The organism is Amycolatopsis bullii (assembly GCF_014654205.1).
GTDB classification, from domain to species: domain Bacteria; phylum Actinomycetota; class Actinomycetes; order Mycobacteriales; family Pseudonocardiaceae; genus Amycolatopsis; species Amycolatopsis plumensis.
Map to the genome: position 1 here is coordinate 23,779 of NZ_BNAW01000064.1, position 24,492 is coordinate 48,270.

Annotated in this window: 26 protein-coding genes and 1 pseudogene; 20 read left to right on the forward strand and 7 right to left on the reverse strand. The window is 71.6% G+C overall.

Annotated elements, in window-relative coordinates:
- Positions 1-4 precede the first annotated feature (4 nt).
- Genes IE317_RS39985 through IE317_RS40010 form a run of 6 tightly spaced genes read left to right on the forward strand, consistent with a single transcriptional unit; the run spans position 5 to position 4,672 of the window.
- Positions 5-787 carry an MBL fold metallo-hydrolase gene (locus tag IE317_RS39985; RefSeq protein WP_191316576.1) on the forward strand — a complete coding sequence of 261 codons (783 nt, stop codon included), beginning with the start codon at positions 5-7 and terminating at the stop codon, positions 785-787.
- Entirely contained in the window at positions 784-1,365 is a 582-nt protein-coding gene (locus IE317_RS39990) for a DedA family protein (RefSeq protein ID WP_191316577.1), read from the forward strand. The genes IE317_RS39985 and IE317_RS39990 overlap by 4 nt, the downstream gene beginning before the upstream one ends.
- On the forward strand, positions 1,362-3,467 hold the full coding sequence (locus tag IE317_RS39995) for a phage holin family protein (protein ID WP_191316578.1): 2,106 nt from the start codon (positions 1,362-1,364) through the stop codon (positions 3,465-3,467). The genes IE317_RS39990 and IE317_RS39995 overlap by 4 nt, the downstream gene beginning before the upstream one ends.
- Entirely contained in the window at positions 3,464-3,694 is a 231-nt protein-coding gene (locus tag IE317_RS40000) for a glutaredoxin domain-containing protein (protein ID WP_191316579.1), read from the forward strand. The genes IE317_RS39995 and IE317_RS40000 overlap by 4 nt, the downstream gene beginning before the upstream one ends.
- Positions 3,691-3,921 carry a putative acetyltransferase gene (locus tag IE317_RS40005; protein ID WP_191316580.1) on the forward strand — a complete coding sequence of 77 codons (231 nt, stop codon included), beginning with the start codon at positions 3,691-3,693 and terminating at the stop codon, positions 3,919-3,921. Before IE317_RS40000 ends, IE317_RS40005 begins: the two co-directional genes overlap by 4 nt.
- A 10-nt stretch (positions 3,922-3,931) precedes the next feature.
- Positions 3,932-4,672 carry a methyltransferase domain-containing protein gene (locus tag IE317_RS40010; RefSeq protein WP_229903171.1) on the forward strand — a complete coding sequence of 247 codons (741 nt, stop codon included), beginning with the start codon at positions 3,932-3,934 and terminating at the stop codon, positions 4,670-4,672.
- Here IE317_RS40010 and IE317_RS40015 read toward each other — a convergent pair.
- Positions 4,650-5,444, reverse strand: coding sequence for a TetR/AcrR family transcriptional regulator (locus IE317_RS40015; protein WP_191316582.1), 795 nt, complete (start codon positions 5,442-5,444; stop codon positions 4,650-4,652). The two genes, IE317_RS40010 and IE317_RS40015, sit on opposite strands and share 23 nt — an antisense overlap.
- A gap of 76 nt (positions 5,445-5,520) precedes the next feature.
- Between IE317_RS40015 and IE317_RS40020 the strand changes: the two genes are divergently transcribed.
- The 4 genes from IE317_RS40020 (at position 5,521) to IE317_RS40035 (ending at position 9,781) form a co-directional block, all read left to right on the forward strand.
- A complete protein-coding gene (locus tag IE317_RS40020; protein WP_191316583.1) occupies positions 5,521-7,794 on the forward strand; it encodes an ATP-binding cassette domain-containing protein in 2,274 nt (757 codons plus the stop codon).
- The gene (locus IE317_RS40025; protein ID WP_191316584.1) at positions 7,791-8,606 is read left to right on the forward strand and encodes a siderophore-interacting protein; all 816 of its coding nucleotides are present in this window, start codon (positions 7,791-7,793) and stop codon (positions 8,604-8,606) included. Before IE317_RS40020 ends, IE317_RS40025 begins: the two co-directional genes overlap by 4 nt.
- On the forward strand, positions 8,591-9,463 hold the full coding sequence (locus IE317_RS40030; RefSeq protein ID WP_191316585.1) for an aminoglycoside phosphotransferase family protein: 873 nt from the start codon (positions 8,591-8,593) through the stop codon (positions 9,461-9,463). Before IE317_RS40025 ends, IE317_RS40030 begins: the two co-directional genes overlap by 16 nt.
- Positions 9,464-9,604: 141 nt before the next feature.
- The gene (locus IE317_RS40035; protein WP_229903172.1) at positions 9,605-9,781 is read left to right on the forward strand and encodes a hypothetical protein; all 177 of its coding nucleotides are present in this window, start codon (positions 9,605-9,607) and stop codon (positions 9,779-9,781) included.
- Here IE317_RS40035 and IE317_RS40040 read toward each other — a convergent pair.
- Together IE317_RS40040 and IE317_RS40045 are read right to left on the reverse strand one after the other, a co-directional pair.
- Positions 9,774-10,337 carry a TetR/AcrR family transcriptional regulator gene (locus IE317_RS40040; protein ID WP_191316586.1) on the reverse strand — a complete coding sequence of 188 codons (564 nt, stop codon included), beginning with the start codon at positions 10,335-10,337 and terminating at the stop codon, positions 9,774-9,776. The two genes, IE317_RS40035 and IE317_RS40040, sit on opposite strands and share 8 nt — an antisense overlap.
- A 121-nt stretch (positions 10,338-10,458) precedes the next feature.
- Positions 10,459-11,163, reverse strand: a complete 705-nt coding sequence (locus IE317_RS40045) for an SDR family oxidoreductase (RefSeq protein ID WP_191316587.1) — start codon at positions 11,161-11,163, stop codon at positions 10,459-10,461.
- A gap of 100 nt (positions 11,164-11,263) precedes the next feature.
- On the opposite strand from IE317_RS40045, the gene IE317_RS40050 reads away from it, so the two are divergent.
- Positions 11,264-11,755, forward strand: coding sequence for a winged helix-turn-helix transcriptional regulator (locus IE317_RS40050; protein WP_191316588.1), 492 nt, complete (start codon positions 11,264-11,266; stop codon positions 11,753-11,755).
- A gap of 156 nt (positions 11,756-11,911) precedes the next feature.
- Positions 11,912-13,072, forward strand: a complete 1,161-nt coding sequence (locus tag IE317_RS40055) for an AAA family ATPase (RefSeq protein WP_191316589.1) — start codon at positions 11,912-11,914, stop codon at positions 13,070-13,072.
- A gap of 7 nt (positions 13,073-13,079) precedes the next feature.
- Here IE317_RS40055 and IE317_RS40060 read toward each other — a convergent pair whose 3' ends face one another.
- Positions 13,080-14,084 carry a LacI family DNA-binding transcriptional regulator gene (locus IE317_RS40060; RefSeq protein WP_191316590.1) on the reverse strand — a complete coding sequence of 335 codons (1,005 nt, stop codon included), beginning with the start codon at positions 14,082-14,084 and terminating at the stop codon, positions 13,080-13,082.
- A 153-nt stretch (positions 14,085-14,237) separates the two neighbouring features.
- Here IE317_RS40060 and IE317_RS40065 point away from each other — a divergent pair, with 153 nt between their 5' ends.
- Genes IE317_RS40065 through IE317_RS40085 form a run of 5 tightly spaced genes read left to right on the forward strand, consistent with a single transcriptional unit; the run spans position 14,238 to position 21,276 of the window.
- The gene (locus tag IE317_RS40065; protein WP_191316591.1) at positions 14,238-15,311 is read left to right on the forward strand and encodes an ABC transporter substrate-binding protein; all 1,074 of its coding nucleotides are present in this window, start codon (positions 14,238-14,240) and stop codon (positions 15,309-15,311) included.
- Positions 15,308-16,885 carry a sugar ABC transporter ATP-binding protein gene (locus IE317_RS40070; RefSeq protein WP_191316592.1) on the forward strand — a complete coding sequence of 526 codons (1,578 nt, stop codon included), beginning with the start codon at positions 15,308-15,310 and terminating at the stop codon, positions 16,883-16,885. Before IE317_RS40065 ends, IE317_RS40070 begins: the two co-directional genes overlap by 4 nt.
- A complete protein-coding gene (locus IE317_RS40075; RefSeq protein WP_191316593.1) occupies positions 16,866-17,816 on the forward strand; it encodes an ABC transporter permease in 951 nt (316 codons plus the stop codon). The genes IE317_RS40070 and IE317_RS40075 overlap by 20 nt, the downstream gene beginning before the upstream one ends.
- Positions 17,813-18,787 (forward strand): ABC transporter permease, encoded by a 975-nt coding sequence (locus IE317_RS40080; RefSeq protein WP_191316594.1) that lies wholly within the window; start codon positions 17,813-17,815, stop codon positions 18,785-18,787. Before IE317_RS40075 ends, IE317_RS40080 begins: the two co-directional genes overlap by 4 nt.
- A gap of 29 nt (positions 18,788-18,816) precedes the next feature.
- Positions 18,817-21,276 carry a LamG-like jellyroll fold domain-containing protein gene (locus IE317_RS40085; RefSeq protein WP_191316595.1) on the forward strand — a complete coding sequence of 820 codons (2,460 nt, stop codon included), beginning with the start codon at positions 18,817-18,819 and terminating at the stop codon, positions 21,274-21,276.
- An 89-nt stretch (positions 21,277-21,365) separates the two neighbouring features.
- Here the strand turns inward: IE317_RS40085 and IE317_RS40090 are convergent, their stop codons facing one another.
- From IE317_RS40090 to IE317_RS40100, 3 genes are read right to left on the reverse strand one after another with little or no spacing between them, the layout of a single operon-like run.
- The gene (locus IE317_RS40090; RefSeq protein WP_191316596.1) at positions 21,366-22,016 is read right to left on the reverse strand and encodes a TetR/AcrR family transcriptional regulator; all 651 of its coding nucleotides are present in this window, start codon (positions 22,014-22,016) and stop codon (positions 21,366-21,368) included.
- A 10-nt stretch (positions 22,017-22,026) separates the two neighbouring features.
- Positions 22,027-22,455: a PGPGW domain-containing protein gene (locus tag IE317_RS40095; protein ID WP_191316597.1), complete on the reverse strand. Its 429-nt coding sequence runs from the start codon at positions 22,453-22,455 to the stop codon at positions 22,027-22,029.
- Entirely contained in the window at positions 22,422-23,849 is a 1,428-nt protein-coding gene (locus IE317_RS40100; protein ID WP_191316598.1) for a serine hydrolase domain-containing protein, read from the reverse strand. The genes IE317_RS40095 and IE317_RS40100 overlap by 34 nt, the downstream gene beginning before the upstream one ends.
- On the opposite strand from IE317_RS40100, the gene IE317_RS40105 reads away from it, so the two are divergent.
- The 3 genes and pseudogenes from IE317_RS40105 to IE317_RS40115 form a co-directional block, all read left to right on the forward strand.
- A complete protein-coding gene (locus tag IE317_RS40105; protein ID WP_191316599.1) occupies positions 23,848-23,994 on the forward strand; it encodes a hypothetical protein in 147 nt (48 codons plus the stop codon). The two genes, IE317_RS40100 and IE317_RS40105, sit on opposite strands and share 2 nt — an antisense overlap.
- An 8-nt stretch (positions 23,995-24,002) precedes the next feature.
- The gene (locus tag IE317_RS40110; RefSeq protein WP_191316600.1) at positions 24,003-24,158 is read left to right on the forward strand and encodes a hypothetical protein; all 156 of its coding nucleotides are present in this window, start codon (positions 24,003-24,005) and stop codon (positions 24,156-24,158) included.
- Positions 24,159-24,208: 50 nt separating this feature from the next.
- A pseudogene (locus IE317_RS40115) lies at positions 24,209-24,492 on the forward strand (HNH endonuclease); the annotation flags it as partial.

The window sequence follows — 24,492 nt, forward strand, 5'->3', positions numbered from 1 at the left end:
GGGCGTGAGCGGCTTCAGCCTGCGCTTCCTCGGCCATTCGACCGTGCGCCTGGCACTCGGCGACCGGGTCGTGCTGACCGATCCCGTGCTCACCGCGCGCGTCGGCGGGCTCGTCCGGGTCGTTCCCCCGCCGCCACCGGCGAGCTACGCGGATGTCGACCTCGTCCTGCTGTCCCACCTGCACGGCGACCACCTGCACCTGCCGTCGCTCAAGCTGCTCGGCCCCGGCACCCGGATCGTCGTCCCCCGCGGCGCCGCCGGCTGGCTCGGCAAGAAGGGCTTCCGGAACGTCGAGGAGATCGCGCCCGGCGAGACGCTCACCGACGGCGGCCTGACCGTCACCGCCACCGAAGCCGTCCACTCCGGACACCGGTGGGGCCCGCGCCTGACCCACGGCCCGCAAAGCCCCGCACTCGGCCACCTGATCGAAGGCGACGGCCGGAAGATCTACAACGCCGGCGACACCGACCTCTTCGACGGCATGCGCGACCTCGGCCCGGTCGACGTCGCCCTGCTGCCCGTCTGGGGCTGGGGACCGAACCTCGGCCCCGGCCACCTCGACCCCGCCCGCGCCGCGCAGGCCGCCGCGCTGGTCCAGGCCCGCGCGGCCGTTCCCGTGCACTGGGGCACGCTCGCCCTCCCCGGACTCAGGCGCACCGCCCGGATGCGACGCCTGCTCGCCGACCCGCCGCGCGTGTTCGCCGCCGAAGCCCAAGGCACCACCGAAGTGCTCTTCACGCAGCCGGGCGCCGACGTCGCCCTGCCCGCCCCGCGGGACCGCGCGTGAACTGGACCGACCCCGCCGCCCTCGGCTACCCCGCGGTGTTCGGCGGCGTGCTGCTCGGCTCGATCGTCCCCGTCGTGCCGACCGGCGCGGTGGTCGGCGCCGCGGCCGCCGTCGCGACGACCACCGGCCACCTGTCCCTGCCGCTCGTGATCGTCCTCGCCACCCTCGGTGCGTACGTCGGCGACGTCGTGACGTTCGGGATCCCGCGTCTGGGCAGCGAGGCCGCGTTCCGCTGGATCAGCCGCCGCCAGCCCGCCGAACGCCTTGACAAGGCCCGCGAGCAGTTCGCCCGCCGCGGCTGGCAGCTCGTGGTGATCGGCAGGCTCGTCCCGGCCGGCCGCATCCCGGTGCTGCTCGCGGCGGCCGCGCTGAGCTACCCGTGGCGGCGCCTGCTGCCCGCCGCACTCGGCGCGTGCGTGCTCTGGGCGACCGCGTACGCCCTGCTCGGCATCCTCAGCGGCGGCCTCTTCGACTCGCCCCTCGTCGCGACCCTGCTGGCCACGGTGCTCGTCCTGCTGGTCACCGTGCTGGCCAACCTGATCGCCCGGTGGCGGCGCAAGACCAAGGAGCCGGTGTGACGACGGCCGCCCCGAAGGGCAGGCTGTTGCGCGGTGGCCGGGCCGTCGCCCGCGCGGTGGGCGTCTGGATCGCGGTGACCGGCGCACTGCGCCTCCTCGACGTGCTCCTGCCCGGCTTCCGGATGACGCACTGGTGGCAGCCGACGGTCTGCGCGCTGCTGCTCGCCCTGCTCACCGCCGTCGTCTGGCCGCTGGTCATGCGGATCGCCTACCCGCTGGCGTTCGTCACCTTCGGCGGCTTCGGGTTCCTGCTGCTCGGCGCCGGCACCCTCGCCGTCTTCCGGACCGTGCCCGGCGTCGAGGTCGCGGGCTTCCGGACGGCGGTGCTCGTCACGCTCGGCATGGCCGCCGTCGGCGCGGTCATCTCCAGCCTGCTCGCCGTCGACGAGGACGAGATCTTCTTCCGCCGCGCCGCCCGGCGCCGCCGTCGCCACCACCACGAACCCGGCGCCGCCGAACAGCCGCCCGGCGTGCTGTTCCTGCAGATCGACGGCCTCGGGTACGACACCGTCCGCCGCGCGATCCGCGACGGCGACATGCCGACGTTCGCCGCGTGGCTCGCCGAGGACAGCCACACGCTGAACCGGTGGCACACCGACTGGAGCTCGCAGACCGGGGCGAGCGTCTGCGGGATCCTGCACGGCTCCAACCACGACATCCTCGGGTTCCGCTGGTACGAAAAGGACCGCGACCACGTGATGGCGTGCGCGCACCCGGCGGACGCGGCCGAGATCGAACGGCGTCACTCCGACGGCCGCGGCCTGCTGGCCGGCGACGGCGCGAGCCGCGGCAACCTGTTCTCCGGCGACGCCGCCCACGTCAGCCTCACGATGAGCTCGATCCCGGTGCTGGTGCCGAAGAAGCTGCTGCGCCACCACCGCGACCGCCTCGGCGCGGGCTACTACGCCTACTTCGCGAACCCGGTCAACGCGCTGCGCACGTTCGCCGTCGCGCTCGTCGACGTCTTCCGGGAAATCAGCGCGTCGGTGCGCCAGCGCCGGGCCGGCGTGGTGCCCCGGATCCCGCGCGGCGGCTGGTACCCCCTCGCCCGGCCGGGCACCACGGTGATCGCGCGGGACGTCGTCGTGTCGGCGATCCTCGGCGACATGCTGGCCGGGCGGCCGGTGGTGTACGCGGACTTCCTCGGCTACGACGAGGTCGCGCACCACTCCGGCATCGAGCGGTTCGACACGCTGTCGGTGCTGCGCTCGATCGACCAGCAGATCGCGCGGCTGCACCGGGCTTCGCGGCTCGCTCCACGCCGCTACCACGTCGTGGCGCTGTCGGACCACGGTCAAACCCAGGGCCAGGCGTTCTCACAGCGGTTCGGCGAGACGATCGAGGCGTACGTCGGCCGGCTGTGCGGTGGTTCGCCGTCGCCCTCGGCGGGCAAGCGGCGGCAGGCCGAGAGCTGGCAGATCAACGCGGCCCTGGCGGAGGCGACGAAGAGCGGCGGCCTGATCGCGCGCCGGCTGCGCGCCCGGGTGGAGGACGCGGAGTGCGCCGAGGACCGGCCGCGCACGACGTCCGGCTCGCCCGGCGCGGTCACCCGCGTGGCGCCCGGCGTGGTGGTCGTCGTGTCCGGGCACCTGGCGATGGTTTCGTTCACCGAGCACGCAGGCCGGGTCGAGCTGGAGACGATCGAGCGCGAGTTCCCGAACCTGCTGCCGGCCCTGGTGGACCACCCCGGCGTCGGGTTCCTGCTGGTCCGCAGCCGCGAATTCGGCCCGGTGGTGCTCGGCCGCGACGGCCTGCACCGGCTGGCCACCGGTGTCGTCATCGGTGAGGACCCGCTGACGCCGTACGGCCCGCACGCGGCGGACCTGATCCGGCGGGTCGACGGGTTCCCGCACTGCGCGGACGTGATGATCAACAGCCGGTACGACCCGGAGACGGACCAGGCGTCGCCGTTCGAGACGCACGTGGGCTCGCACGGCGGGCTGGGCGGGCCGCAGCAGCACGGCTTCGTGGTGCACCCGCGCGAGCTGCCGTTCCCGGACGAGGTCGTCGGGGCGGAGGCCTTGCACCGGGTGTTCCGCGGCTGGCTGGCAGAGTGGGGCCACGCCCCGGTGGAAATCGCTGCTACGGAGGTAGTTTCGTGAAACTGACGGTCTACGGCGCGAGCTGGTGCCCGGACGTGAAGCGCAGCCGCGCGCTGCTCGACCGCGAAGGCGTCGAATACTCCTATGTGGACGTCGAGGCGGACGCGGCCGCCGAGCAGCGGGTCCGCGAGCTGCAGGACGGCGCCCGCCGGATCCCGACGATCGTCTTCGAGGACGGGTCGTTCCTGGTCGAGCCGTCGGACGCGGAGCTGAGCGCCCGGCTGTGAAACTGCTGCGCGAACTGCCGCTCGGGACGAGGGTCGTGGTGCGCTACCGCATCGAAGGCGGCTTCACGGACGCGCTCGGGAACCTCGTCGCCCGGGACGAGGCGACGTGCACGGTCGAGACCCGGCGCGGGCCGGTCGTGGTGGCGTTCTCCTCGGTCACCCTCGCCAAGCCGGTGCCCCCGCCGCCGGTCCGGAAATCGGGTGGCGGCCCGCCGCCCGCTTTGTGACCATCGGAGTGTGTTCGAGGACTTGGTGGCCGAGGCCGAAACGGTGTCCGTCGAGGGCTGGGACTTCTCCTGGCTCGACGGCCGCGCCACCGAAGCCCGGCCGTCGTGGGGTTACCAGCGCCTCCTGGGTGCCCGCCTGGCTTCGGCGCGGGCGGCGCTCGACCTGGAAACCGGCGGCGGCGAAGTCCTGGACGGCTGCCCGTCGCTGCCGCCCCTGATGGTCGCGACCGAGTCGTGGCCGCCGAACATCGCCCGAGCGGCGGCCCGGCTCCGGCCGCGCGGGGTCGGCGTGGTGGCCACCGCGGGCTTCCCCTTCCGCGACGCCGTGTTCGACCTCGTCAGCAGCCGCCACCCGGTGACGACCGGCTGGCGCGAGATCGCCCGCGTCCTGCGACCCGGCGGAACGTACTTCTCCCAGCAGGTCGGCCCGGCGAGCATGTTCGAGCTGGTCGAGTTCTTCCTCGGTCCGCAACCCGAGGGAGCACGCGACAGCCGCCACCCCGACCGGGCCGTGCGGGCAGCCGAGGCGGCGGGCCTGGAGGTGATCGACCTGCGCTCGGAGTCGCTGCGCACGGAGTTCTTCGACATCGGCGCGGTGGTCTACTTCCTGCGCAAGGTGATCTGGATGGTGCCGGGCTTCACGGTCGGACAGTACCGGGACAAGCTGAGGGAACTGCACGAACGCATCGAGCGCGACGGCCCCTTCGTCGCCCACACGACGAGGTTCCTCATCGAGGCCCGGAAGCCTTGACGATCGCCGCCTCGACGCCGTCCAGCAGCAGCTCCAGCCCCGCCTCGAACGACAGCCGCGCCTCGCGCTCCAGATAAGGCTCGTCGGACGGCTCGAAAGCCCCCTCCTCGCCGAGGCGGGCCACGGTCGGGAAGCGGGTCGTCAGATCCGGTGCCAGCTCGCCCAGCAACGCCGACCGCGCGTCCCACCAGTCCTCTTCGGACTGTCCCGTCTCGCGGGCCGCCTGGCGCGACTCCGCCGCCGCCTGCACCGACCCCCGCACGATGTTGAACAGCGCCGCCACCACCCAGCGGACCCGGGACAGCGGCAGCCCGGTCGCGGCCAGCACGCCGAGCAGCGTCTCCTGCACGTGGAACTCCCCCGGCCCCAGCACCGGCCGCGCCGGCGAGACCTGCAGCAGCCACGGGTGCCGCAGGTGCAGGTCCCACAGCGCGCCGGCCAGGGCCAGCGCGGCCGGCCGCCACCCGGCCGACGAGGAGAACGACGACGGCAGCTCGCCCAGCGTCCGGTCGTACATGAGGTCGACCAGCTCGGTCTTGCCCGGCACGTACGTGTACAGCGCCATCGCCGTGCGGCCGAGGCGTTCCCCGACCGACCGCATCGACAGCGCCGCCATGCCCTCGGCGTCCGCGATTTCGATCGCCGTCGCGACGATCGCCTCGACGGACAGGCCCGGCTTCGGTCCCGGGCCGGTGCGGGGCGCCACCACCCGCGGCCCCCAGAGCAGTTCCATGGACCGCCGGGCGTCGCCCTGACCGGCGAAGACGACCACCTTGCCGACTCCTTACACCCTAAAGTAATGTACGCTGGAGAATCACTTTACAGCCTAAAGTATCAAGAAGGACGGTATGACTTCACCCAGGCGGGCCGCCGACACCCACGACGTGATCGAGGTCCGGGGGGCCCGGGAGAACAACCTGACCGGCATCGACCTGGACATCCCGAAGCGCCGGCTCACGGTGTTCACGGGCGTCTCCGGCTCCGGCAAGTCGTCCCTGGTCTTCGGCACCATCGCGGCCGAGTCGCAGCGGCTGATCAACGAGACCTACAGCGCCTTCCTCCAGTCGTTCATGCCGAGCCTCTCGCGCCCGGACGTCGACCTGCTGGAGAACCTCAGCGCGGCCATCGTCGTCGACCAGGAGCGGATGGGCGCCAACTCGCGCTCCACGGTCGGCACCGCGACCGACGCCTACGCCATGCTGCGGATCGCCTTCTCCCGGCTCGGCGAACCGTACGTCGGCACGTCCGGCGCGTTCAGCTTCAACCTGCCCGAGGGCATGTGCCCGGCCTGCGAGGGGCTCGGCCGGGTCTCCGACCTCGACGTCGGCGCCCTGCTCGACTTCGACCTCTCCCTCAACGAAGGCGCGATCCAGGTGCCGGGCTTCACGCCGGACACCTGGTACGTGCAGACCTACCTCTCCTCCGGCTTCTACGACGCGGATGCGAAGATCCGCGACTTCACGCCGGAGCAGCTCGACGCCCTGCTGCACAAGGATTCCTGCAAGGTGAAGGTCGGCAAGACCAACGTCACCTACGAAGGCCTCGCCGTGAAGGTCCGGCGGCTCTACCTGCACAAGGACGTCGAATCGCTGCAGCCGAAGCTGCGGGCGTTCATCGAGAAGGCGGCGACCTTCGCCACCTGCGGCGAGTGCGGCGGCGCCCGGCTCAACCAGGCCGCGCTGTCGGCGAAGATCGACGGCCGGAACATCGCCGACTGCGCCGCGATGCAGATCAGCGACCTCGCGGAGTTCGTCCGGAACCTCGACGCGCCGTCGATCCGGCCGCTGCTGGGCAACCTGCGCGACACCCTGGACTCGCTCGTCGAGATCGGCCTCGGCTACCTCTCCCTCGACCGCGAATCCGCGACGCTCTCGGGCGGTGAGGCTCAGCGCGTGAAGATGGTGCGGCACCTGGGCTCCAGCCTCACCGACGTCACGTACGTCTTCGACGAGCCGACCGTCGGGCTGCACCCGCACGACATCGAGCGGATGAACAACCTCCTGTTGTGCCTGCGGGACAAGGGGAACACGATCCTGGTCGTCGAGCACAAGCCGGAGACCATCCGGATCGCCGACCACGTCGTCGACCTCGGCCCCGGGGCGGGCACCGACGGCGGCCGGCTGTGCTACACCGGCAGCGTCGACGGCCTGCGCGCGTCCGGCACGCTCACCGGCAGGCACCTCGACCACCGCGTCACGCTGCGCGCGGGAGTCCGGAAACCCACCGGGCACGTCTCGATCACCGGGGCCAAGCTGCACAACCTGCGGGACGTCAGCGTCGACGTCCCGCTCGGCGTGCTGACCGTGGTCACCGGGGTGGCCGGGTCCGGGAAGTCGTCGCTGATCCACGGCTCGCTGGCCCAGCGCGACGACGTCGTCGTGGTCGACCAGTCGGCGATCCGCGGCTCCCGGCGGTCCAACCCGGCGACCTACACCGGCCTGCTCGACCCGATCCGCGCGGCCTTCGCCAAGGCCAACGGGGTCAAGGCGAGCCTGTTCAGCGCCAACTCCGAAGGCGCCTGCCCGAAGTGCAAGGGCCTCGGCGTGATCTACACGGACCTGGCGATGATGGCCGGGGTCGCGTCGGTCTGCGAGGAGTGCGAGGGACGGCGGTTCACGCCGAAGGTGCTCACCTACGAGCTGCGCGGCAAGAACATCAGCGAGGTGCTGGCCATGTCCGTCGCCGAGGCCCGCGAGTTCTTCGACGGCGGCACCGCGCGGACGGTCCTCGACCGCCTCGCCGACGTCGGCCTCGGCTACCTGACGCTCGGGCAGCCGCTGACCACGCTGTCCGGCGGCGAGCGGCAGCGGCTCAAGCTGGCGATCCGGATGGCCGAGAAGGGCTCGACCTACATCCTCGACGAGCCGACGACCGGGCTGCACCTCGCCGACGTCGACCAGCTGCTGGCGTTGCTCGACCGGATCGTCGACGCGGGCAACACGGTGATCGTCATCGAGCACCACCAGGCCGTGATGGCCCACGCCGACTGGCTGATCGACCTCGGCCCCGGCGCCGGCCACGACGGCGGCCGGGTTGTCTTCGAAGGCACGCCGGCTTCGCTCGTCGCGGACGCCTTGACGCTGACCGCCCGCCACCTGCGCGAATACCTGGAGAAGCCGTGAAGCCGACCGGTCTGCTCGAAGTGACGGCGGTCCGCCGGGTGACGCCGCGGGTCGTGCGCGTCACCTTCTCCGGCTCCGGCCTGGAGGACCTGGAGCCGTGGCCGGACCAGCAGCTCAAGCTCCTGTTCCCGCCACCGGGCCACCCGGTGCGGCTGCCGTCGGCCGACGACGACGTCATGCGCTGGTACCAGGCGTATCTGGCGATCCCGGCGGAGGAACGCCCGGTGATGCGCAGCTACACGGTGCGATCGCGGGACGGCGACACGATCGACGTCGACTTCGTGCTGCACTCCGGTTCGGCCGGACCGGCCACCGCCTGGGCCGCCCGGGCGGCGGTGGGGGACGTTCTCGGCCGGTACGGGCCGGATCCGGCCTACCGCCGTCCCCTGCCCACAACGGGCACCCTGCTGTGCGCGGGCGACGAGACGGCGATCCCCGCCGTCGCCTCCATCCTGTCCGAAGTGGACAACGCGGTGGTGTTCCTCGAGGTCGCGGACGCCGCGGAGGAGCAGGCGCTGCCCGGCGAGGTCCACTGGCTGCACCGCGACGGCGCCGAGCACGGCCGCCGTCTCCTGGAGGCGGTGCGTGCGGCGACACTGCCGGCGGGAGCGGCGGCGTGGCTGGCCGGGGAGGCTTCGACGGTCCGCGCGTTGCGGCGCCACCTCGTCGGCGAGCGCGGCTGGGACAAGAGCGCGATCGAGTTCACCGGCTACTGGCGGCGCAGCCTGACCCAGGACGACGCCCCGACCACCGAGGACCTGGCCGACGCGGCGGAAAAGCTGGGAGACTCGGCGGGGTGGAAGGGCAGCTGACGGCGGCGGGCATCGACCCGGCTTCGGTGGTGGCGGCCGAGGACCTCGGCGGCGGAACGTACAACCGGGCGGTGCGGTTGCGGCTGGCGGACGGCCGACGGCTGGTGCTCAAGATCGCGCCGTCGGCCTCGGGCCTGACCTACGAACACGACCTGCTGGCGACGGAGGCGGAGTACTACCGCCTGGCTTCCGGGCCGCTGCCGTCGGTGGTGGGCGCCGGGCCGGGGTTCCTGCTGATGACGGAGGTGCCGGGCGAGCCGTGGAACCGGACGCCCGGCACCGGCCCGCACCTGCGCGCCGAGCTGGGCGCGATCGTGGCGCGCCTGCACCGGACGACCGGCGAGGGGTTCGGCTACCTCCAGGACCCGCTGCACCCGACGTGGGCCTCGGCGTTCACCGCGATGGTCGACGCGATCCTCGCGGACGCCGTCCGCTACGGCGTCCGCCTGCCCCGCCCGGCGGCGGAGATCGCGCACCTGGTGCGCCGCCACGAGCCGCTGCTGGAGCTGGTCACGACGCCGGTACTGGTCCACTTCGACCTGTGGCAGGGCAACATCCTGGTCCAGGACGGCCACGTGTCGGGCATCGTCGACGCCGAGCGCGCGTTCTGGGGCGACCCGGTGGCGGAGTTCGTGTCCCTGACGTTGTTCCACGACTTGGACGAGCCACTGCTGGCGGGCTACGGCCGGGCCGGTCTCGACGCCCCGGCCGGCCGCCGGCTGACGTTGTACCGGGTGTACCTGGGCTTGATCATGCTGGCGGAGATGGTGCCGCGCAAGGACACGAACGCGGACCGGGAGCGGTTCGTGTCGGCCTGGCTGGCGGAGAACCTGGACGCGGCCCAGCGCGCGATCTGATGACGCCGCCAACGACCGGCTGAAATTCGGCTCCCCTACGCCGGGAAGCTCGCTACCGTGCAGCCGTGCGCTCCGAAATCGTGGTTCCGCTGGTCATCCGCGACCTCACCGAAGCCGACCTGCCCGAGTGCGGCTGGTCGGGTGGCCCACGCCGAGCTGGGTGTCGAAGTCGGCAACCCGCGTGCGCGGGCGTTGTACGAGCGGCTCGGCTATGCCGCCTACGGCAGTGAACCCGACGGCTGGGACGAATTGGCTCCCGACGGCTCGATCCGCCGTTACGAGACCACCTGCGTCCTCATGCGGAAGCCGCTCACTTGAACACCAGCGACACCAGCTCGTCCACGAACGGCTCCACCAGCTCCGCCCCGGTCCGGTGGAGCACGCTGTGGAACAACGCCACCCGCCCGTGCGCGCCCACGAACACCACCGCCGCCGCGCGGCCCGGGGTCACCCGCAGCGGGTGGCCCGCCTCGACGCAGCGCTCGAAGCCCGCCGCCAGCCGGTCGATCACGTTTAGCAGCGGGCCCTCCGCGCGGCCGTCCGGGTCCGGCCGGGAAGCCCCGTTCGCCAGCATCAACCGGTAATGGCCCGGGTTCTCCATCGCGAACGCGCAGTACGCGTGAATCTGCGCCCGGACGCGGCCGACGGGGTCGGATTCGCCGATTGCCGCCTCGGCCGCGCGCATCGAATCCCGCAGCCGGGCGTATTCGTGGTCGAGCAATCCGCGGACCAATTCCGCACGGTCGGAGAAATGCTGGTAGATGCTCGCCGGGGCGATGCCGACGGCGCGGGCGACGCCGCGGATCGTCAGCCCGTCCTCGCCGCCGAGCTCGGCGAGCAACCGGCCGGCCGCGGCCAGGATCTCGCCGCGCAACCGTTCGCCTTCCCCCCAGCGGTTTCTCGTCCGTCCCATTCCCGTTTCGACGCGTTCCGCCACCCGCCTATTCATACGCCCGCGGCGGGCACGCCCGTATTCCGGGGTCGGGAAAACGCCTTCAGGAAACCAGCGCGGGGTACAGCCCGGAGAGATCGCCGGCGAGCCCGGCGCGCACGTTCCGGCTGGCGTCGTCGGCGAGCACCTCGAACCGGCCTTCCTCGACGCCGTCCAAGGCCAGGCCCGCCACGACCGCCGGGTCGACCTTCGGGCCCTCGACGTGCTTGGCCATGTCGGTGTCCATGTACCCGACGTGCAGCGCCGTCACCTGCGTCTTCTGCGGCGCCAGTTCCAGGCGCAGCGCGTTGGTCAGCGACCAGGCCGCGGACTTCGCCGCGGAGTACGCCGCCACCTGCGGTGCGGTGAACCAGGAAAGCACCGACAGCACGTTGAGCACCGCGCCGCCGCCGTTGCGCTCGAGGACCGGCGCGAACTCGCGCGTCACGGCGAGGGTCCCGAAGTAGTGCGTGTCCATCTCCAGCCGGATGTCCTCGAGGGACCCGCCGAGCAGCGATGCCCCGGTCGACGATCCGGCGTTGTTCACCAGCAGCGTGACGTCGCTCGTCACCGCGGCGGCGTCCCGGATCGACGCCGGGTCGGTCACGTCGAGGCGCAGCGGGACCACCCCCGGCAGATCGATCGACTCGGGGTTCCGCGCGGCCGCGTACACCTTGGCGGCTCCCCGCTCCAGCAACGCCGCGGCGAACCGCCGGCCGAGTCCCCGGTTGGCTCCGGTCACCAGCGCCACCGCACCCGCGATCTCCATGACGAACTCCTCTCGCACCTGGCTTGCACGTTGCAAGCTAGCTGAGGACGACACTACGACGTAGACTTGCTTCAAGCAAGTCAGGTCGAAGGGATCACAGATGAGCCGTCGCATCACCTGGGCGGACGCCGCCTGCCCGATCGCCCGCGCCGCCGACGTCCTCGGCGAGCCGTGGACGTTGCTGATCCTGCGCAACGCCACCGCGGGCACCACCCGGTTCGAGGACTTCCGCGCCCAGCTCGGCATCGCCGACAACGTGCTGACCACCCGGCTGACCAAGCTCGTCGACCGCGGCCTGCTGACGAAGCTCCCCTACCGCGACGGCGGCCGCACCCGCCACGAGTACCGCCTCACCCAGGCCGGCTCGGACGCGCTGCCGGTGCTGCACGCCCTCGGCGCGTGGGGCGACGCCCACACTTCGGCCGCGGACGCCCCCGGGCCCATGACGCTGGTCCACACCCGCTGCGGACAGCTCACCCGGCCGGGCGCGAAGTGCGACGCCTGCGGAAAACCCCTGGCCAGGGGCGATCTGGCGTGGCGCGGATCGTGGCTCGGCGAGGGCGAAATCCCGCTGGCCGACCCGGTCGGCTGAGCCGCACGACCAGATCGGCGTGATGCCCCCTCGATCACGGGTGATGCCCCGCTGAGCACGCATGATGCCCCTCGGCGCACCGGCGGCAGGGCCGCGTCCTCGTCCGACCGGACCGGGCGGACACCGGGCGGATCCGGGGCGGGCTAGGTTCTGGGGATGCTGACCACGCTCGCCGTCGAGAACTACCGCTCGCTGCGTGACCTGGTGCTGCCGCTGTCCGGCCTGACCGTCGTCACCGGGCCGAACGGCAGCGGCAAGTCGAGCCTGTACCGGGCGCTGCGGCTGCTGGCGGACGCGTCGCGCAACGGCGCCGTGGCGGCGCTCGCCCGGGAGGGCGGGCTGCCGTCGACGCTGTGGGCCGGCCCGGAGAACGGCGTGCGGCGGGGAACCACGCGCGTCGAGGGCAAGGTGCACACGAAGGCCGTCGGGCTGCGGCTGGGCTTCGCGGGCGACGAGTTCGGCTACGCCCTGGACCTGGGATTGCCGGTGCCGGGCCGGAAGACGTTGTTCAACCTCGACCCGGAGTTCAAGAGGGAAGCGGTGTGGACGGGGCCGTACCTGCGGCCGGCCGCGTTGCTCGCCGACCGGGCGGGCCCGTCCGTGCGCACCCGCGTGGCTTCCGGGGCGTGGGGCGACGAACGGTTCAAGATCCGGTTGACCGACAGCATGCTGAGCGAGTTCGCCGACCCACGCGCCTGCCCGGAGCTGCTGGTGCTGCGCGAACGCATCCGGTCGTGGCGGTTCTACGACCACTTCCGCACCGACGCCGGCGCCCCGGCCCGCCAGTCCCGCAACGGCACCCGCACCCCGGTGCTGTCCCACGACGGCGCGGACCTCGCGGCCGCCCTGCAGACGATCATCGAGGTGGGCCGGGCCGCGGAGCTCGCGGAAGTGGTCGACGCGGCCTTCCCGGGCTCGACCGTCGAGGTGCGGCGCTCAGACGACGGCCTGCTGTCGGTCGAGTTCCGCCAGCACGGCCTGCTGCGGCCGCTGTCGGCGGCGGAGCTGTCGGACGGCACGCTGCGGTTCCTGCTCTGGGTGGCGGCCCTGCTGACCCCGCGGCCGCCGGAACTGCTGGTGCTGAACGAGCCGGAGACGAGCCTCCACCCGGACCTCCTCCCGGCCTTGGCGACCCTGATCGCGACGGCGGCGAAGGAGACCCAGCTGGTGGTGGTTTCCCACGCCCGGCCCCTGATCCGAGCGCTCGAGGAGATCGCGGACGTGGGCACGGTCGAGCTGGAGAAGGAGTACGGCGAGACGAAGGTGTCCGGCCAGGGCCGCCTGGACCGCCCCTCCTGGCACTGGCCCGCCCGCTGACGCAAGGTCAGCGGCCGCGGGTGCTTTCGCGGATCTCCAGGGCGAACGGGGTCTGGATGTCCTGCGGCGGAGACGTCTTGTCCCCGGTGATGCGCCGGTGCACGAGGTCCACCGCCGCCTCGGCCAAGGCCGTTTTGTCCGGCGCGATCGTCGTCAGCGACGGCAGGGAGAATGCGCTCTCTTCGTTGTTGTCGAAACCCGCGATCGCCACGTCCTCGGGCACCCGCAGGCCCAGTTCGGCCACCGCGCGCAGCGCGCCGACGGCCAGCAGGTCGTTGAAGCAGAACACCGCGTCCGGCGGGGAAGGCAGCGCCAGCAACGACTTCATCGCCGCCGCCCCCACCGATCGGTGCCACTTCTCGGCCGGGGCCACCAAAGCGTCCGAATAGGGCAAACCGGCCGCCGAGAGCGCCGCGCGGTAGCCGGCCAGCCGCTGCGACGACGTCCCGCGTTCCGGGTTGCGCCCGATCGCCGCGATCCGCGTTCGCCCCAGGGAAGCCAAATGGGACACCGCCGTGTGCGCGGCCAGGACGTTGTCGATCGCCACGTGGTCGATCGGCATGTCCACCGCGTGCTCGCCCAGCATGACCAGCGGGATGCCGCCCGGGTCGGCCGGGAAGTCCGCCGCCTGCAGGGCTTCCGGGTGCACCAGGGCCCCGTCGACCAGGTGCGGCCCGAGCGACGAGAGCGTTTCCCGCTCCCGCGACCGCGTCCCCTGCGTCTGTTCGATCAGGACGCTCCAGCCGCGCTTCTGCGCCGCCGTGATGACCAGGCCGGCCAGCTCGCCGAAGTACGGGATCGACAGCTCCGGCACCATCAGCGCCAGGAAGCCGGTGCGGCCGCGGCGGAGGTTGCGCGCCCCGACGTTCGGCCGGTACCCGGTCGCCGCCAGCGCCTCCTCGACGCGCCGCCGGTTCTCCGGCTTGACGAAGGCGTAGCCGTTCACGACGTTCGACACCGTCTTCACCGAAACTCCGGCGAGCGTGGCGACGTCCTTGAGCGTCACGGTCACGGGCGGTCCCTTCAGAGAGTGAGCACGAAGTGTAGCGAGCCGCTGCCGGTTTACAACGTTGTTCCAACGATGTAAAAAGTACCTCAAGGCTCCCGCGGTGACCCCGATCACCCCGGCGAGCGGGCCACCAACGACGCTGCCCGAGGAGTCGCCGTGCTCTTGTCCTCCCGTCCCCGACTGGTCCTGGTCACCGTGGCCGCCGCCGCGCTGACCCTCACCTCCTGCACCAGCAGGGAAGAAACCCCCGCGGCGCCGTCCAGCGGCGGCGGGCCGGCCGCGAGCGCCCAGTCCGCCGCGCCGTCCGCCGACGGCTGCACGCTGCAGAAGACCGGTTACCCCAAGATCGACCTGAAGACGGCGGTGGTCGGTTTCTCACAGTCCGAAAAGGAGGCCAACCCCTTCCGGATCACCGAGACGCAGTCCATCCGCGACGAAGCCGCGAAGCTGGGCATCGGCAACCTGCTGGTCACCAACGCCCAGAGCGACCTCAACCGGCAGATCAGCGACATCAAGTCGATGCTCGACCGGGGCGCCCAACTGCTGATCGTCGCGCCGCTGAACTCCGACGGCCTCCAGCCCGCCCTCGACGCGGCGAAGGCCAAGAAGGTCCCGGTCGTCACCATCGACCGCAAGGTGACGTCCCAGCCGTGCACCGACTACCTGACCTTCATCGGCTCCAACTTCGTCGAACAGGGCCAGCGCGCGGCGCAGGCGATGGTGAAGTCGACCGGCGGCACCGGCAAGGTCGCGATCCTGCTCGGCTCGTCCGGCAACAACGTCACCACCGACCGCACCAAGGGGTTCAAGGACGAGCTGGCGAAGACGCCCGGCCTGTCCGTGGTCGCCGAGCAGACCGGCGAGTTCGACCGGTCCAAGGGCCAGGCCGTGATGGAGCAGCTCATCCAGAGCCACCCGGACATCACCGCGGTCTACGCCGAAAACGACGAGATGGGCGTCGGCGCGGTGAACGCGCTCAAGACGGCGGGCAAGGCCCCGGGCAAGGACGTCAAGATCGTCTCCATCGACGGCACCCGCAACGCCGTGCAGCTCATCGTCGACGGCAGCTACAACGCCGTGATCGAGTCCAACCCGCGCTTCGGCCCGCTGGCCTTCCAGACGCTGCAGAAGTTCGAGAACGGCGAGCCGATCCCGGCGAGCATCGTCATCTCCGACGACCAGTACGACGAGACCAACGCCGCGCAGAAGGTCGGGAACTCCTACAAATGACGGCCGCCACCGAAGAGGACGTCGCCATGACGACCGCACCGGTGCTCGAGGTGACCGGGGTGACCAAGCGGTTCCCCGGCACCCTCGCGCTCGACGACGTCAGCTTCGCGCTGGCGCCGGGCGAGGTGCACGCCCTGGTCGGCGAGAACGGCGCCGGCAAGTCCACGCTGATCAAGGTGCTCACCGGTGTCTACCAGCCCGACGAGGGCGAGGTGCGCCACCTCGGCGAGCCGGTGACCTTCAAGCGGCCGATCGACGCGCAGCGCGCCGGGATCTCCACGATCTACCAGGAGGTCAACCTCGTCCCGCTGATGAGCATCGCCGGCAACGTCTTCCTCGGCCGCGAGCCGCGCACGAAGGCCGGTCTGGTCGACTGGTCGAAGATGTACGCCGACGCCCGCGAGCTGCTCAAGGGCTACGGCATCGACGACGACGTCAAGCGGCCGCTGCACACCCTCGGTGTCGGCGCGCAGCAGATGGTCGCCCTCGCCCGCGCGGTCTCGACCGACGCCAAGGTCGTCATCATGGACGAGCCGACGTCGTCGCTCGAACCGCGCGAGGTCGAGACGCTGTTCGAGGTGCTGAACCGGCTGCACGCGCAAGGCATCGCGATCGTCTACGTCAGCCACCGGATGGACGAGCTGTACCGGGTGTGCGACAGCGTCACCGTGCTGCGCGACGGCCGGGTCGTCCACAGTGGACCGCTCAAGCCGCTGCCGCGCATCGAGCTCGTGTCGAAGATGCTCGGCCGGGAGATCAAGCAGATCCGCGAAGAGGGCGTCACGGCGTTCGGCGAAGAGCACGACGTCGAGCGCGAGCCGCTGCTCAAGGCCGAGAACCTCGCCGGCATGCGGAAGCTGCACGACGTCTCGGTGAGCATCCGGCCCGGCGAGGTCGTCGGCCTGGCCGGGCTGCTCGGCTCCGGCCGCAGCGAGACCGCGCGGGCCATCGTCGGCGCGTTCCCCCTCGACGGCGGCAGCGTGCTGCTGGCCGGGAAACCGCTGAAGAAGGGCAAGATCGCCCAAGCCGTGCGGGCCGGGATCGCGCTGCTGGCCGAGGACCGCAAGACCGACGGCATCATCCCGAACCTCTCGGTCCGGGAGAACATCGTGCTCGCCGCCCTGCCGACGCTCTCGCCGTTCGGCCTGGTCAGCAAGGCCAAGCAGGACAAGATCGTCAAGATCTTCATGGAGCGCCTGCGGATCAAGGCGGCCGGGCCCGAGCAGAAGGTGTCGGAGCTGTCCGGCGGCAACCAGCAGAAGGTGCTGCTGGCCCGCTGGCTCGCCACCGGCCCGAAGATCCTGCTGCTGGACGAGCCGACCCGCGGCATCGACGTCGGCGCCAAGGCCGAGGTCCAGGCGCTGATCGACGAACTCGCGCAGGAAGGGCTCGGCGTGCTGCTCATCTCGTCCGAACTGGAGGAACTGATCGACGGGTCCGACCGGGTGGTCGTCCTGCGCGACGGCTCGGTCGCCGGCGAGCTGACCGGCGACCGCATCACCGAGGAGAACGTCCTGACGGCCATCGCGGCGGAAAGCACCGGGGGTGACAACGATGTCCACCGCCACCCTTGAGCGCGCGAAGATCACCGCGTGGCTGCAGAACTACGGCGTCTACCTGGCCGTCGTCGTGCTGGTGCTGTTCAACGTCGTGTTCACCGAGAACTTCCTGTCCGCGGCCAACTTCCGCACCCAGCTGGTGCAGGCGGCGCCGGTCTGCATCGTCGCGCTCGGCATGGCGCTGGTGATCGGCACCGAGGGCATCGACCTCTCGGTCGGCTCGGTGATGTCGATCGCCGCCGCGCTCATCCCGCTCTACCTGGGCGCGGGCCCGCTGACGGCGATCATCGTGGCCGTCATCGCCGGGATCGTCTCGGGCCTGTTCAGCGGCTACCTGGTGGCCTACCTGGGCATCCAGCCGATCATCGCGACCCTCGCCCTGCTGGTCGGCGGCCGCGGGCTCGCCCTGGTCATCGCCCACGGCCAGCTCGTCCAGCTGCACAACCGCGACTTCCTGGAGCTCGGCACCGGTGACGTCCTCGGCGTCCCGGTCATGGTCGTCGTCGCGGGCGTGCTCTCCGTGCTGGCGGGGCTGGTCGTGCAGCGCACCACGTTCGGGCGGCACCTGGTCGCCATCGGCGGCAACCGGGCCGCGAGCACCCTGGCCGGCCTGCCGGTGAAACGCGTGCTCGTCGGCGTCTACGTCATCTCCGGGGCACTGGCCGCGGTGGCCGGCGTGCTGGCGACGTCGAGGCTGGGTGCCAGCGACCCGAACGACCTGGGACTGCTGATGGAACTGTCCGCGATCACCGCGGTCGTCGTCGGCGGCACGCCGCTGACCGGCGGCCGGGTCCGCGTGCTCGGCACCGTGTTCGGCGCGCTGCTCATGCAGCTCGTGCACGCCACCCTGATCAAGCACAACCTGCCGGACTCGACCGCGCAGATGGTCCAGGCGGCCATCATCGTCGTCGCGGTCTACGTCGCCCGCGAGCGGAGCAGCCGATGACTGCCACCCCCACCGCCGAGCGCAACGCCGCGTTCGCCGGAGTCCTCCAACGCCAGGGCGCGGCCGTCGTGCTCGTGCTCGGCATCGCCGCCGCCTGGTTCGCCTTCCCCCGCTTCGGCTCCCCCGACAACCTGCGCGACCTCGCGCTGCAGAGCTCGTTCCTCGCGGTGATCGCGCTCGGCATGACGTTCGTGATCATCTCCGGCGGCATCGACCTGTCGGTCGGTTCGAACTACGCGCTGGGCGGTGTCCTCGCCGCGTACGGCGCCCAGTACGGGCTGGTCGTCGCGATCGTGCTGCCCCTGGCGGTGTGCTCGCTGATCGGGTTGGTCAACGGCCTGCTCATCGCCCGCACCGGGATGGCGCCGTTCATCGTGACGCTGGCGTCGCTGCTGTTCGCCAGGGGGCTCCTGCTGGCACTGACGTCCGAAGGTGCGACGACGTACAAAGTGGACGCCGGCTCGGCGTTCCTCTGGCTGGGCCAGGGCACGATCTTCGGCATCGGCGTCCCGGTCTACCTGACGCTGGTCCTGTTCGCCCTCGGCGGGCTCCTGTTGCGCCGGACGCGGTTCGGCCAGTCGGTGTTCGCCATCGGCGGCGCCGAGCAGTCGGCGTTGCTGATGGGCCTTCCGGTGGCCCGCACCAAGATCAGCCTCTACACGCTCAGCGGTGCGCTCGCCGGGGTCGCGGGCATCCTCACCGCCGCGTACCTGCAGTCCGGCGTCACGGTGATCGGCGTCGGCACCGAACTCGACGCGATCTCCGTCGTCGTCATCGGCGGCACGCTGCTCACCGGGGGCGCCGGGACGATCATCGGCACGCTCGTCGGCGTGCTGCTGCGCACGCTGATCCAGAACGTCATCAACCAGATCGGCACCCTCGATTCCAACTACCAGACGGTGGTGAGCGGGGCCTTCCTGCTCGTCGTCGTGGTGATCCAGCGCCTGCTCGCGCGCTCCCGTACCCGCTGAACCCTCGTCCCCTACCAGGAGGTTCACCGATGTTCCGCCCCGCCCGACTGGCCGCCGTGCTGGCGCTGGCCCTGACCGGATTCGCGGTCCCCGCCGCGCACGCCGCGTCTCCCCCGCAGTGGCAACGGCTCACCCCGCCGCTGTCCACGCCGTGGACCAACGACGTCTCCCCCACGAACGCATTGCCGGACTACCCGAGACCGCAGCTGACCCGCTCGAAGTGGCAGAACCTCAACGGCGTCTGGGAGTTCTCCTCGGCCAAGCCCGGGGAGGCCGCGCCGGTGGGCAAGACGCTGGGCGAGCGCATCCTCGTGCCGTACCCGGTCGAGTCCGCGCTGTCCGGGATCATGCGCCACGAGACGAACATGTGGTACCGGCGGACGTTCCAGCTGCCCCGCGACTGGCGGGGACAGCGGATCCTGCTGCACTTCCAGGCCGTCGACTACGACACGACGGTCATCGTCAACGGCAAGACCGTCTCGCGGCACACCGGCGGCTACGACGCTTTCTCGGTCGACGTCACCGACGCCCTGACCACCGCGCGCGACCAGGAGCTGATCGTCGGCGTCGCGGATCCGAACGACGCCGGCGGGCAGCCGCTGGGCAAGCAGCGCCAACCCGGTGACGGCATCTTCTACACGCCGTCCTCGGGCATCTGGCAGACCGTCTGGATGGAGCCGGTGGCGGCCGCGCGCATCGATCGCCTGGACATCACGCCCGACCTCGGTTCCGTGACGGTGAAGGCCGTCGTCGGCGGGCCGGTGAAGCAGCGCGTCGAGGCTGTCGCCTACGACCACGGCCGCCCGGTCGGACGCGTGTCCGGCGACGCGAACCAGCCGTTGAAGCTCAAGGTGGACCGGCCGCACCTGTGGTCGCCGGACGACCCGTTCCTCTACGACCTGCGGGTGAAGCTCGTCCCCTCGGGCGACGAGGTCGGCTCGTACTTCGGGCTGCGCACGGTCGGGCTCGGCAAGACCGCCGACGGCAAGCAGCGGATGCTGCTCAACGGCAAGTTCGTCATGCAGGTCGGCCCGCTCGACCAGGGCTTCTGGCCGGACGGCATCTACACCGCGCCGACCGACGCGGCGCTGAAGTTCGACCTGGAGCAGGAGAAGGCGCTCGGCTTCAACATGGTGCGCAAGCACATCAAGGTCGAGCCGGACCGCTGGTACTACTACGCCGACAAGCTCGGGCTCATGGTGTGGCAGGACATGCCGGCGATGAAGGACGACGTCGAGCCGTCCGCGGCTTCGCGCGTCACCTTCGAGTCCGAGATGAAGCGGATGATCGACCAGCACCGCAGCTTCCCGTCGATCGTCAGCTGGGTGCCGTTCAACGAAGGCTGGGGCGACTACGAGGTCGGCCGCATCGCCGACCTGGTCAAGTCCTGGGACCCCACGCGGCTGGTGAACGCCGAGTCCGGCGTCAACTGCTGCCGGTCCGAACCGGACAGCGGCCGCGGTGACATCTACGACGACCACAGCTACACCGGCCCGGGCACGCCGATGCAGACCGGCACGCGCGCGGCCGTCGACGGCGAGTACGGCGGCCTCGGGCTCAAGGTCGCCGGCCACGAGTTCGACGCGGCGGGCAGCTTCGCCTACGAGATGGAGCCCGACAGCGCGACGCTGACCCGGCGCTACGGCGAGCTCCAGCAGCGTCTGCTGCTGGTGGCCCAGCGGTGCGGGGTGTCGGCGGGGGTCTACACGCAGACCACCGACGTCGAGAAGGAGGTCAACGGCTTCTTCACCTACGACCGGCAGGTGAAGAAGATGGACTTCGCGGCGGTCCGCGCGGCGAACCTGGCGGTGATCAAGGGGGCCACCGGTGCCCCGGTGTCCGGCCCGTCCGTCCCCGCCGGAACGCCCGGGATCGACGGCATCGCCGCCTATCCGTTCGACGAGAACGTGGGCACGGTGGCCGAGGACGTCGTCGGCAGCCACGACGCCACGCTGGTCGGCGGCGCGTCCTGGACCGCGGGCAAGAGCGGTTCGGCGCTGGCGGTGAACGGGTCGGGCCAGTACGCCGACACGGGTGCCGCACTGGTGAACACCGAAGGCAGCTACAGCGCGGCGGCGTGGGTTCGCTTCAACGCGGTCGGCGACGGCTTCCAGACGATCGTGAGCCAGGACGGCGACAGCAACAGCGCGTTCTTCCTGCAGTACTCGGGTGCGGACCACCGGCTCGCGATGAGCTTCGTGGGCACGCGGGCCCTGGCGCCCACGGCTCCGGAAGCGAACCGCTGGTACCACGTGGTCGGCGTCCGCGACGCGGCTTCGGGCACGCTGAAGCTGTACGTCGACGGCCAGCTGGCGGCCACGAAGAGCGTCTGCCTCGGCGACGCGTCGACCGGCCACACGGTGATCGGCCGCGGCAAGTACGGCGGCGGCCCGGTCGACTTCCTCAACGGGGCGGTCGACCAGGTCCACGTCTACGACCGGGCGCTGTCCGACGCGGACGTGAGCACGCTGTACTCGAGCGGGAAATAGGCGCCTTTCCGGCACCGCTGGTGCGTATCGGGCCCGGGGATCGCGATCGCGGTCCCCGGGCCCTCGCATTCCAGGGGGACGGCGGCTCGTCACCGCCGCCGGGCGACCAGACCGGCCAGCAGGTTCGTGAGGCCCTCCGCCAGCCCGAACACCGGCGGCTCGCCCTGCTCGGCGGCCGCCACGGCCGCCGTCGGGTGGGCGGCGGGCCACGTACCCGACACGAGGACCACCACCCCGCGGGCGAAGTGCCGGGCCGCGTCCGGCGGCAGCTCCGGCACCCGGACCCGCACCAGCTCGCCCAGCCGCTCGGTGTTCGCGGCGGCCCGGCGCTTGAAGCTGCGGGCGAACTCCACCGGGATGTTGCGCTCCAGCACCGGCGCCATGGCACTCAGCAGTTCGCACAGCACCGGCCGCGCGGCGAGCGTCGCCGCGATCGTGCCGGCGATCCGCTCCTCACGGGCGAAGCCGGGTTCCGCCGGGCCCGGTGTCCCGAGGGCCTCCTCCAGGTCGTCGAGCCAAGCCGTCCACGCGCTGTCGAGGACCTCCAAGAAGATCGCTTCGCGGCTGTCGAAGTACCGGAGCACATTGGACTTCGCCAGCCCGACCCGGCAGCTGAGTTCGCGCAGGCTGATGTCGGCGACCGGACGCTCGGCGAGCAGCTCCCTCGCGACGGCGAGGATGACCCGCCGGCGCGCCTCGATCTGCTCGGGCCGGCGGGCGCGCTGGAATCCGGCGCTCATGGCGCCGAGGCTACCGGTCGGTCGAGGCCTTGGTCCCGGCCTGGCGGCGCGAGTTGACCCGGTGGTAGCTCCAGCCCAGCAGCGCGAACAGGATCACCGACGACAGGATCAGGCTCGACCCGGTGCTCCAGCCGCTGAACGGCAGCGACTTGACCGTTCCCCAGACGATCCCCGCCGCCAGCAGCGCCAGCCCGGCCAGCACCGAGCCGGCGATGCGCAGCGGCGACGACACGCTGTCCTCGGCCGCCTTCATCGCCCTGTCGCGCACCGGGTCGACGTACTTCTCCAGCGCCGGGAACTCCGACGCCAGCAGCAGCAACCCGGCGAGCACCAGGAGCAGCCCGGGGCCGGGCAGCACGAGCAGCAGCACCCCGACCACCAGCAGCACCGAACCCGCCACGATGATCAGGACCCGCTTCGCCTGTTTGCCGATGCCCACTGGGCGTCTCCCCTCGTCTCGTCCGATTCTTCCTGGTCGCGGCCTCGCGTGCCACTCACGAGGGCCCGTGCCCTGGCCACGGCCACGGTCAGGCCCGCCAGCGCGGCCACGCCGAGCGCGACCACCAGCCCCGGCCAGACGTAGAGCACCTGGGCGTAGGTACCCCGCCGTCCGGCGAATACCCATCCGAGCAGCTCCGGCAGGAACACCAGCGGGACGAGCGGCAACAGCGGCGGCACCAGCCGCCACCACCGGGGCTTCCGCCCGGCCCGCCGGACGCCGAGGACCGCGAGCGCCACCGCGGCCAGGGCCAGCGCGCCGAGCACCCGGTCCGCGACCACCCCGGCCGGCGTCGCGGGCTCCGGCGCCCCGCCCGCCAGCAGGCTCGCGAGGCCGTCGGCCAGCAGCTCCGCCTCGTTGTCCAGCGCCAGTCCGGTGCCGGCCACCACGGCAACGCCGTACCCACCGGGCAGCAGCACCTGCGCCGCGGTGTGGGTGAACCAGTCGCCGGTGTGCGACAGGCGGCCGTCCCGCGCCCGCCAGCCCAGCGCGTAGTCCCGTCCGGGTGCGGGCGTGTGCGCCAGCCGGACGGACGCCGGGGACAGCACGCCGCCGCCGTCCTGCTGCGCCCGCAGCCACTTGGCCAGGTCCTCGGCGGTGGCCAGCACGCCGTGGCTGCCGCCGGTGAACCAGTCCGGTTCGGACACGGCGACCTCGATCCCGAAGGCCCGGACGTGCCCCTCGGTCCCGGGCGGCGGCGTGTCCACGGAGGTGCTCGCGGTCATCCCGAGCGGAGCGAACAGCTTCGTCCTCAGGTACTCGGCGAACGGCTGCCCGGCGACGACCTCGACGATCCGGGCGGCGACCTCGTAGTTCGGGTTGTGGTAGTGGAACCGCGTGCCGGGCTCGTCGGCGAGTTCCGCGTCCCGCAGCCGGGTGACGGCCTCGGCGAGCGTGTGCGGCTGCGGCAGTGCGAGGTCGGGGAACGCCGAGTCGGCCATCCCGGACGTCTGGTCCAGCAGCATCCGGACGGTGATCTTCGCGCCGCGCGGATCGGCGAGCCGGAAGTCCGGCATGTACCGCGTCACCGGCTCGTCCAGTTTCAGCCGTCCCGCTTCGGCCAGCTGCAGGACGGCGAAGGCCGTCATGGACTTGCTCAGCGACGCGACCGGCAGCCGGCTCGACGCGGTGAGGGGGGCACCCGCGGCATCGTGACCGTAGCCGGCGACGCGGACGACGTCGTCGCCGTGGGTGACGGCGACCGCCGCGCCGGGCAGGCCGGTGTGGTCGAGGTAGGCGCGGACGTAGCCGTCGACGTCCTGGGGCGGGCTCGCGCCGGCCGGGGTCGCCGTCGCCAGCATCAGGGCGGCGAGGACGAGAAGAAGCCTTGTCATGGCGGTGAAGGTAGGCAGCGCGGGGTGGTGGTCGCTGCTGCCGGACGGCTGGGCCGACCCCCTACTTTCGGCAGCTCTTGACGAGCGGGGTCACTGGTACCAGGCCGGAGCGGTCGAGGTGCCAATGGTCGGCAGCAGTGCTTGAACTTGCGGTTGCTCGACGAGCTGAGGATCGACCTGGTGCCGGCGCTGCTCGGCGAAGGCGTGCGGCGCTTCGGTGACACGGCTGCGGATGCGGAACTGGAGCAGGTGGAAGTCGTTGCGGGGCAAGGGTTTACGCATTTGCGGTACCGGGTGCACTACCGTTGATCCACCTGATCGAGTGATGACTTGTGTTCGAATCTCGGTAATCTTGGGTTATGACCGACAACGCGACTGGTTCTTCTCCCGAAGCGGTGGCTCTTGCCGACCGCGTCGGCGAGTTTCTCGCGTGTATGCGGTCGGCTGAAGCGGGGCTCGGTGCGCTACTGGTGGAAATCGAACAGCGCGGAGTGATGGAGTTGTTCGGGTATCGCTCTGTCGCCCGGCTGCTGGAACATCTCGCCGATATTCCCAAGGCTGCTGCCGAACGGTTGGTGAAGCGCGCCCGCTTGCTCAACCCGGGCCGTAACCTCGATGGCAGCCCGATCCCCGCTTTGGCGCC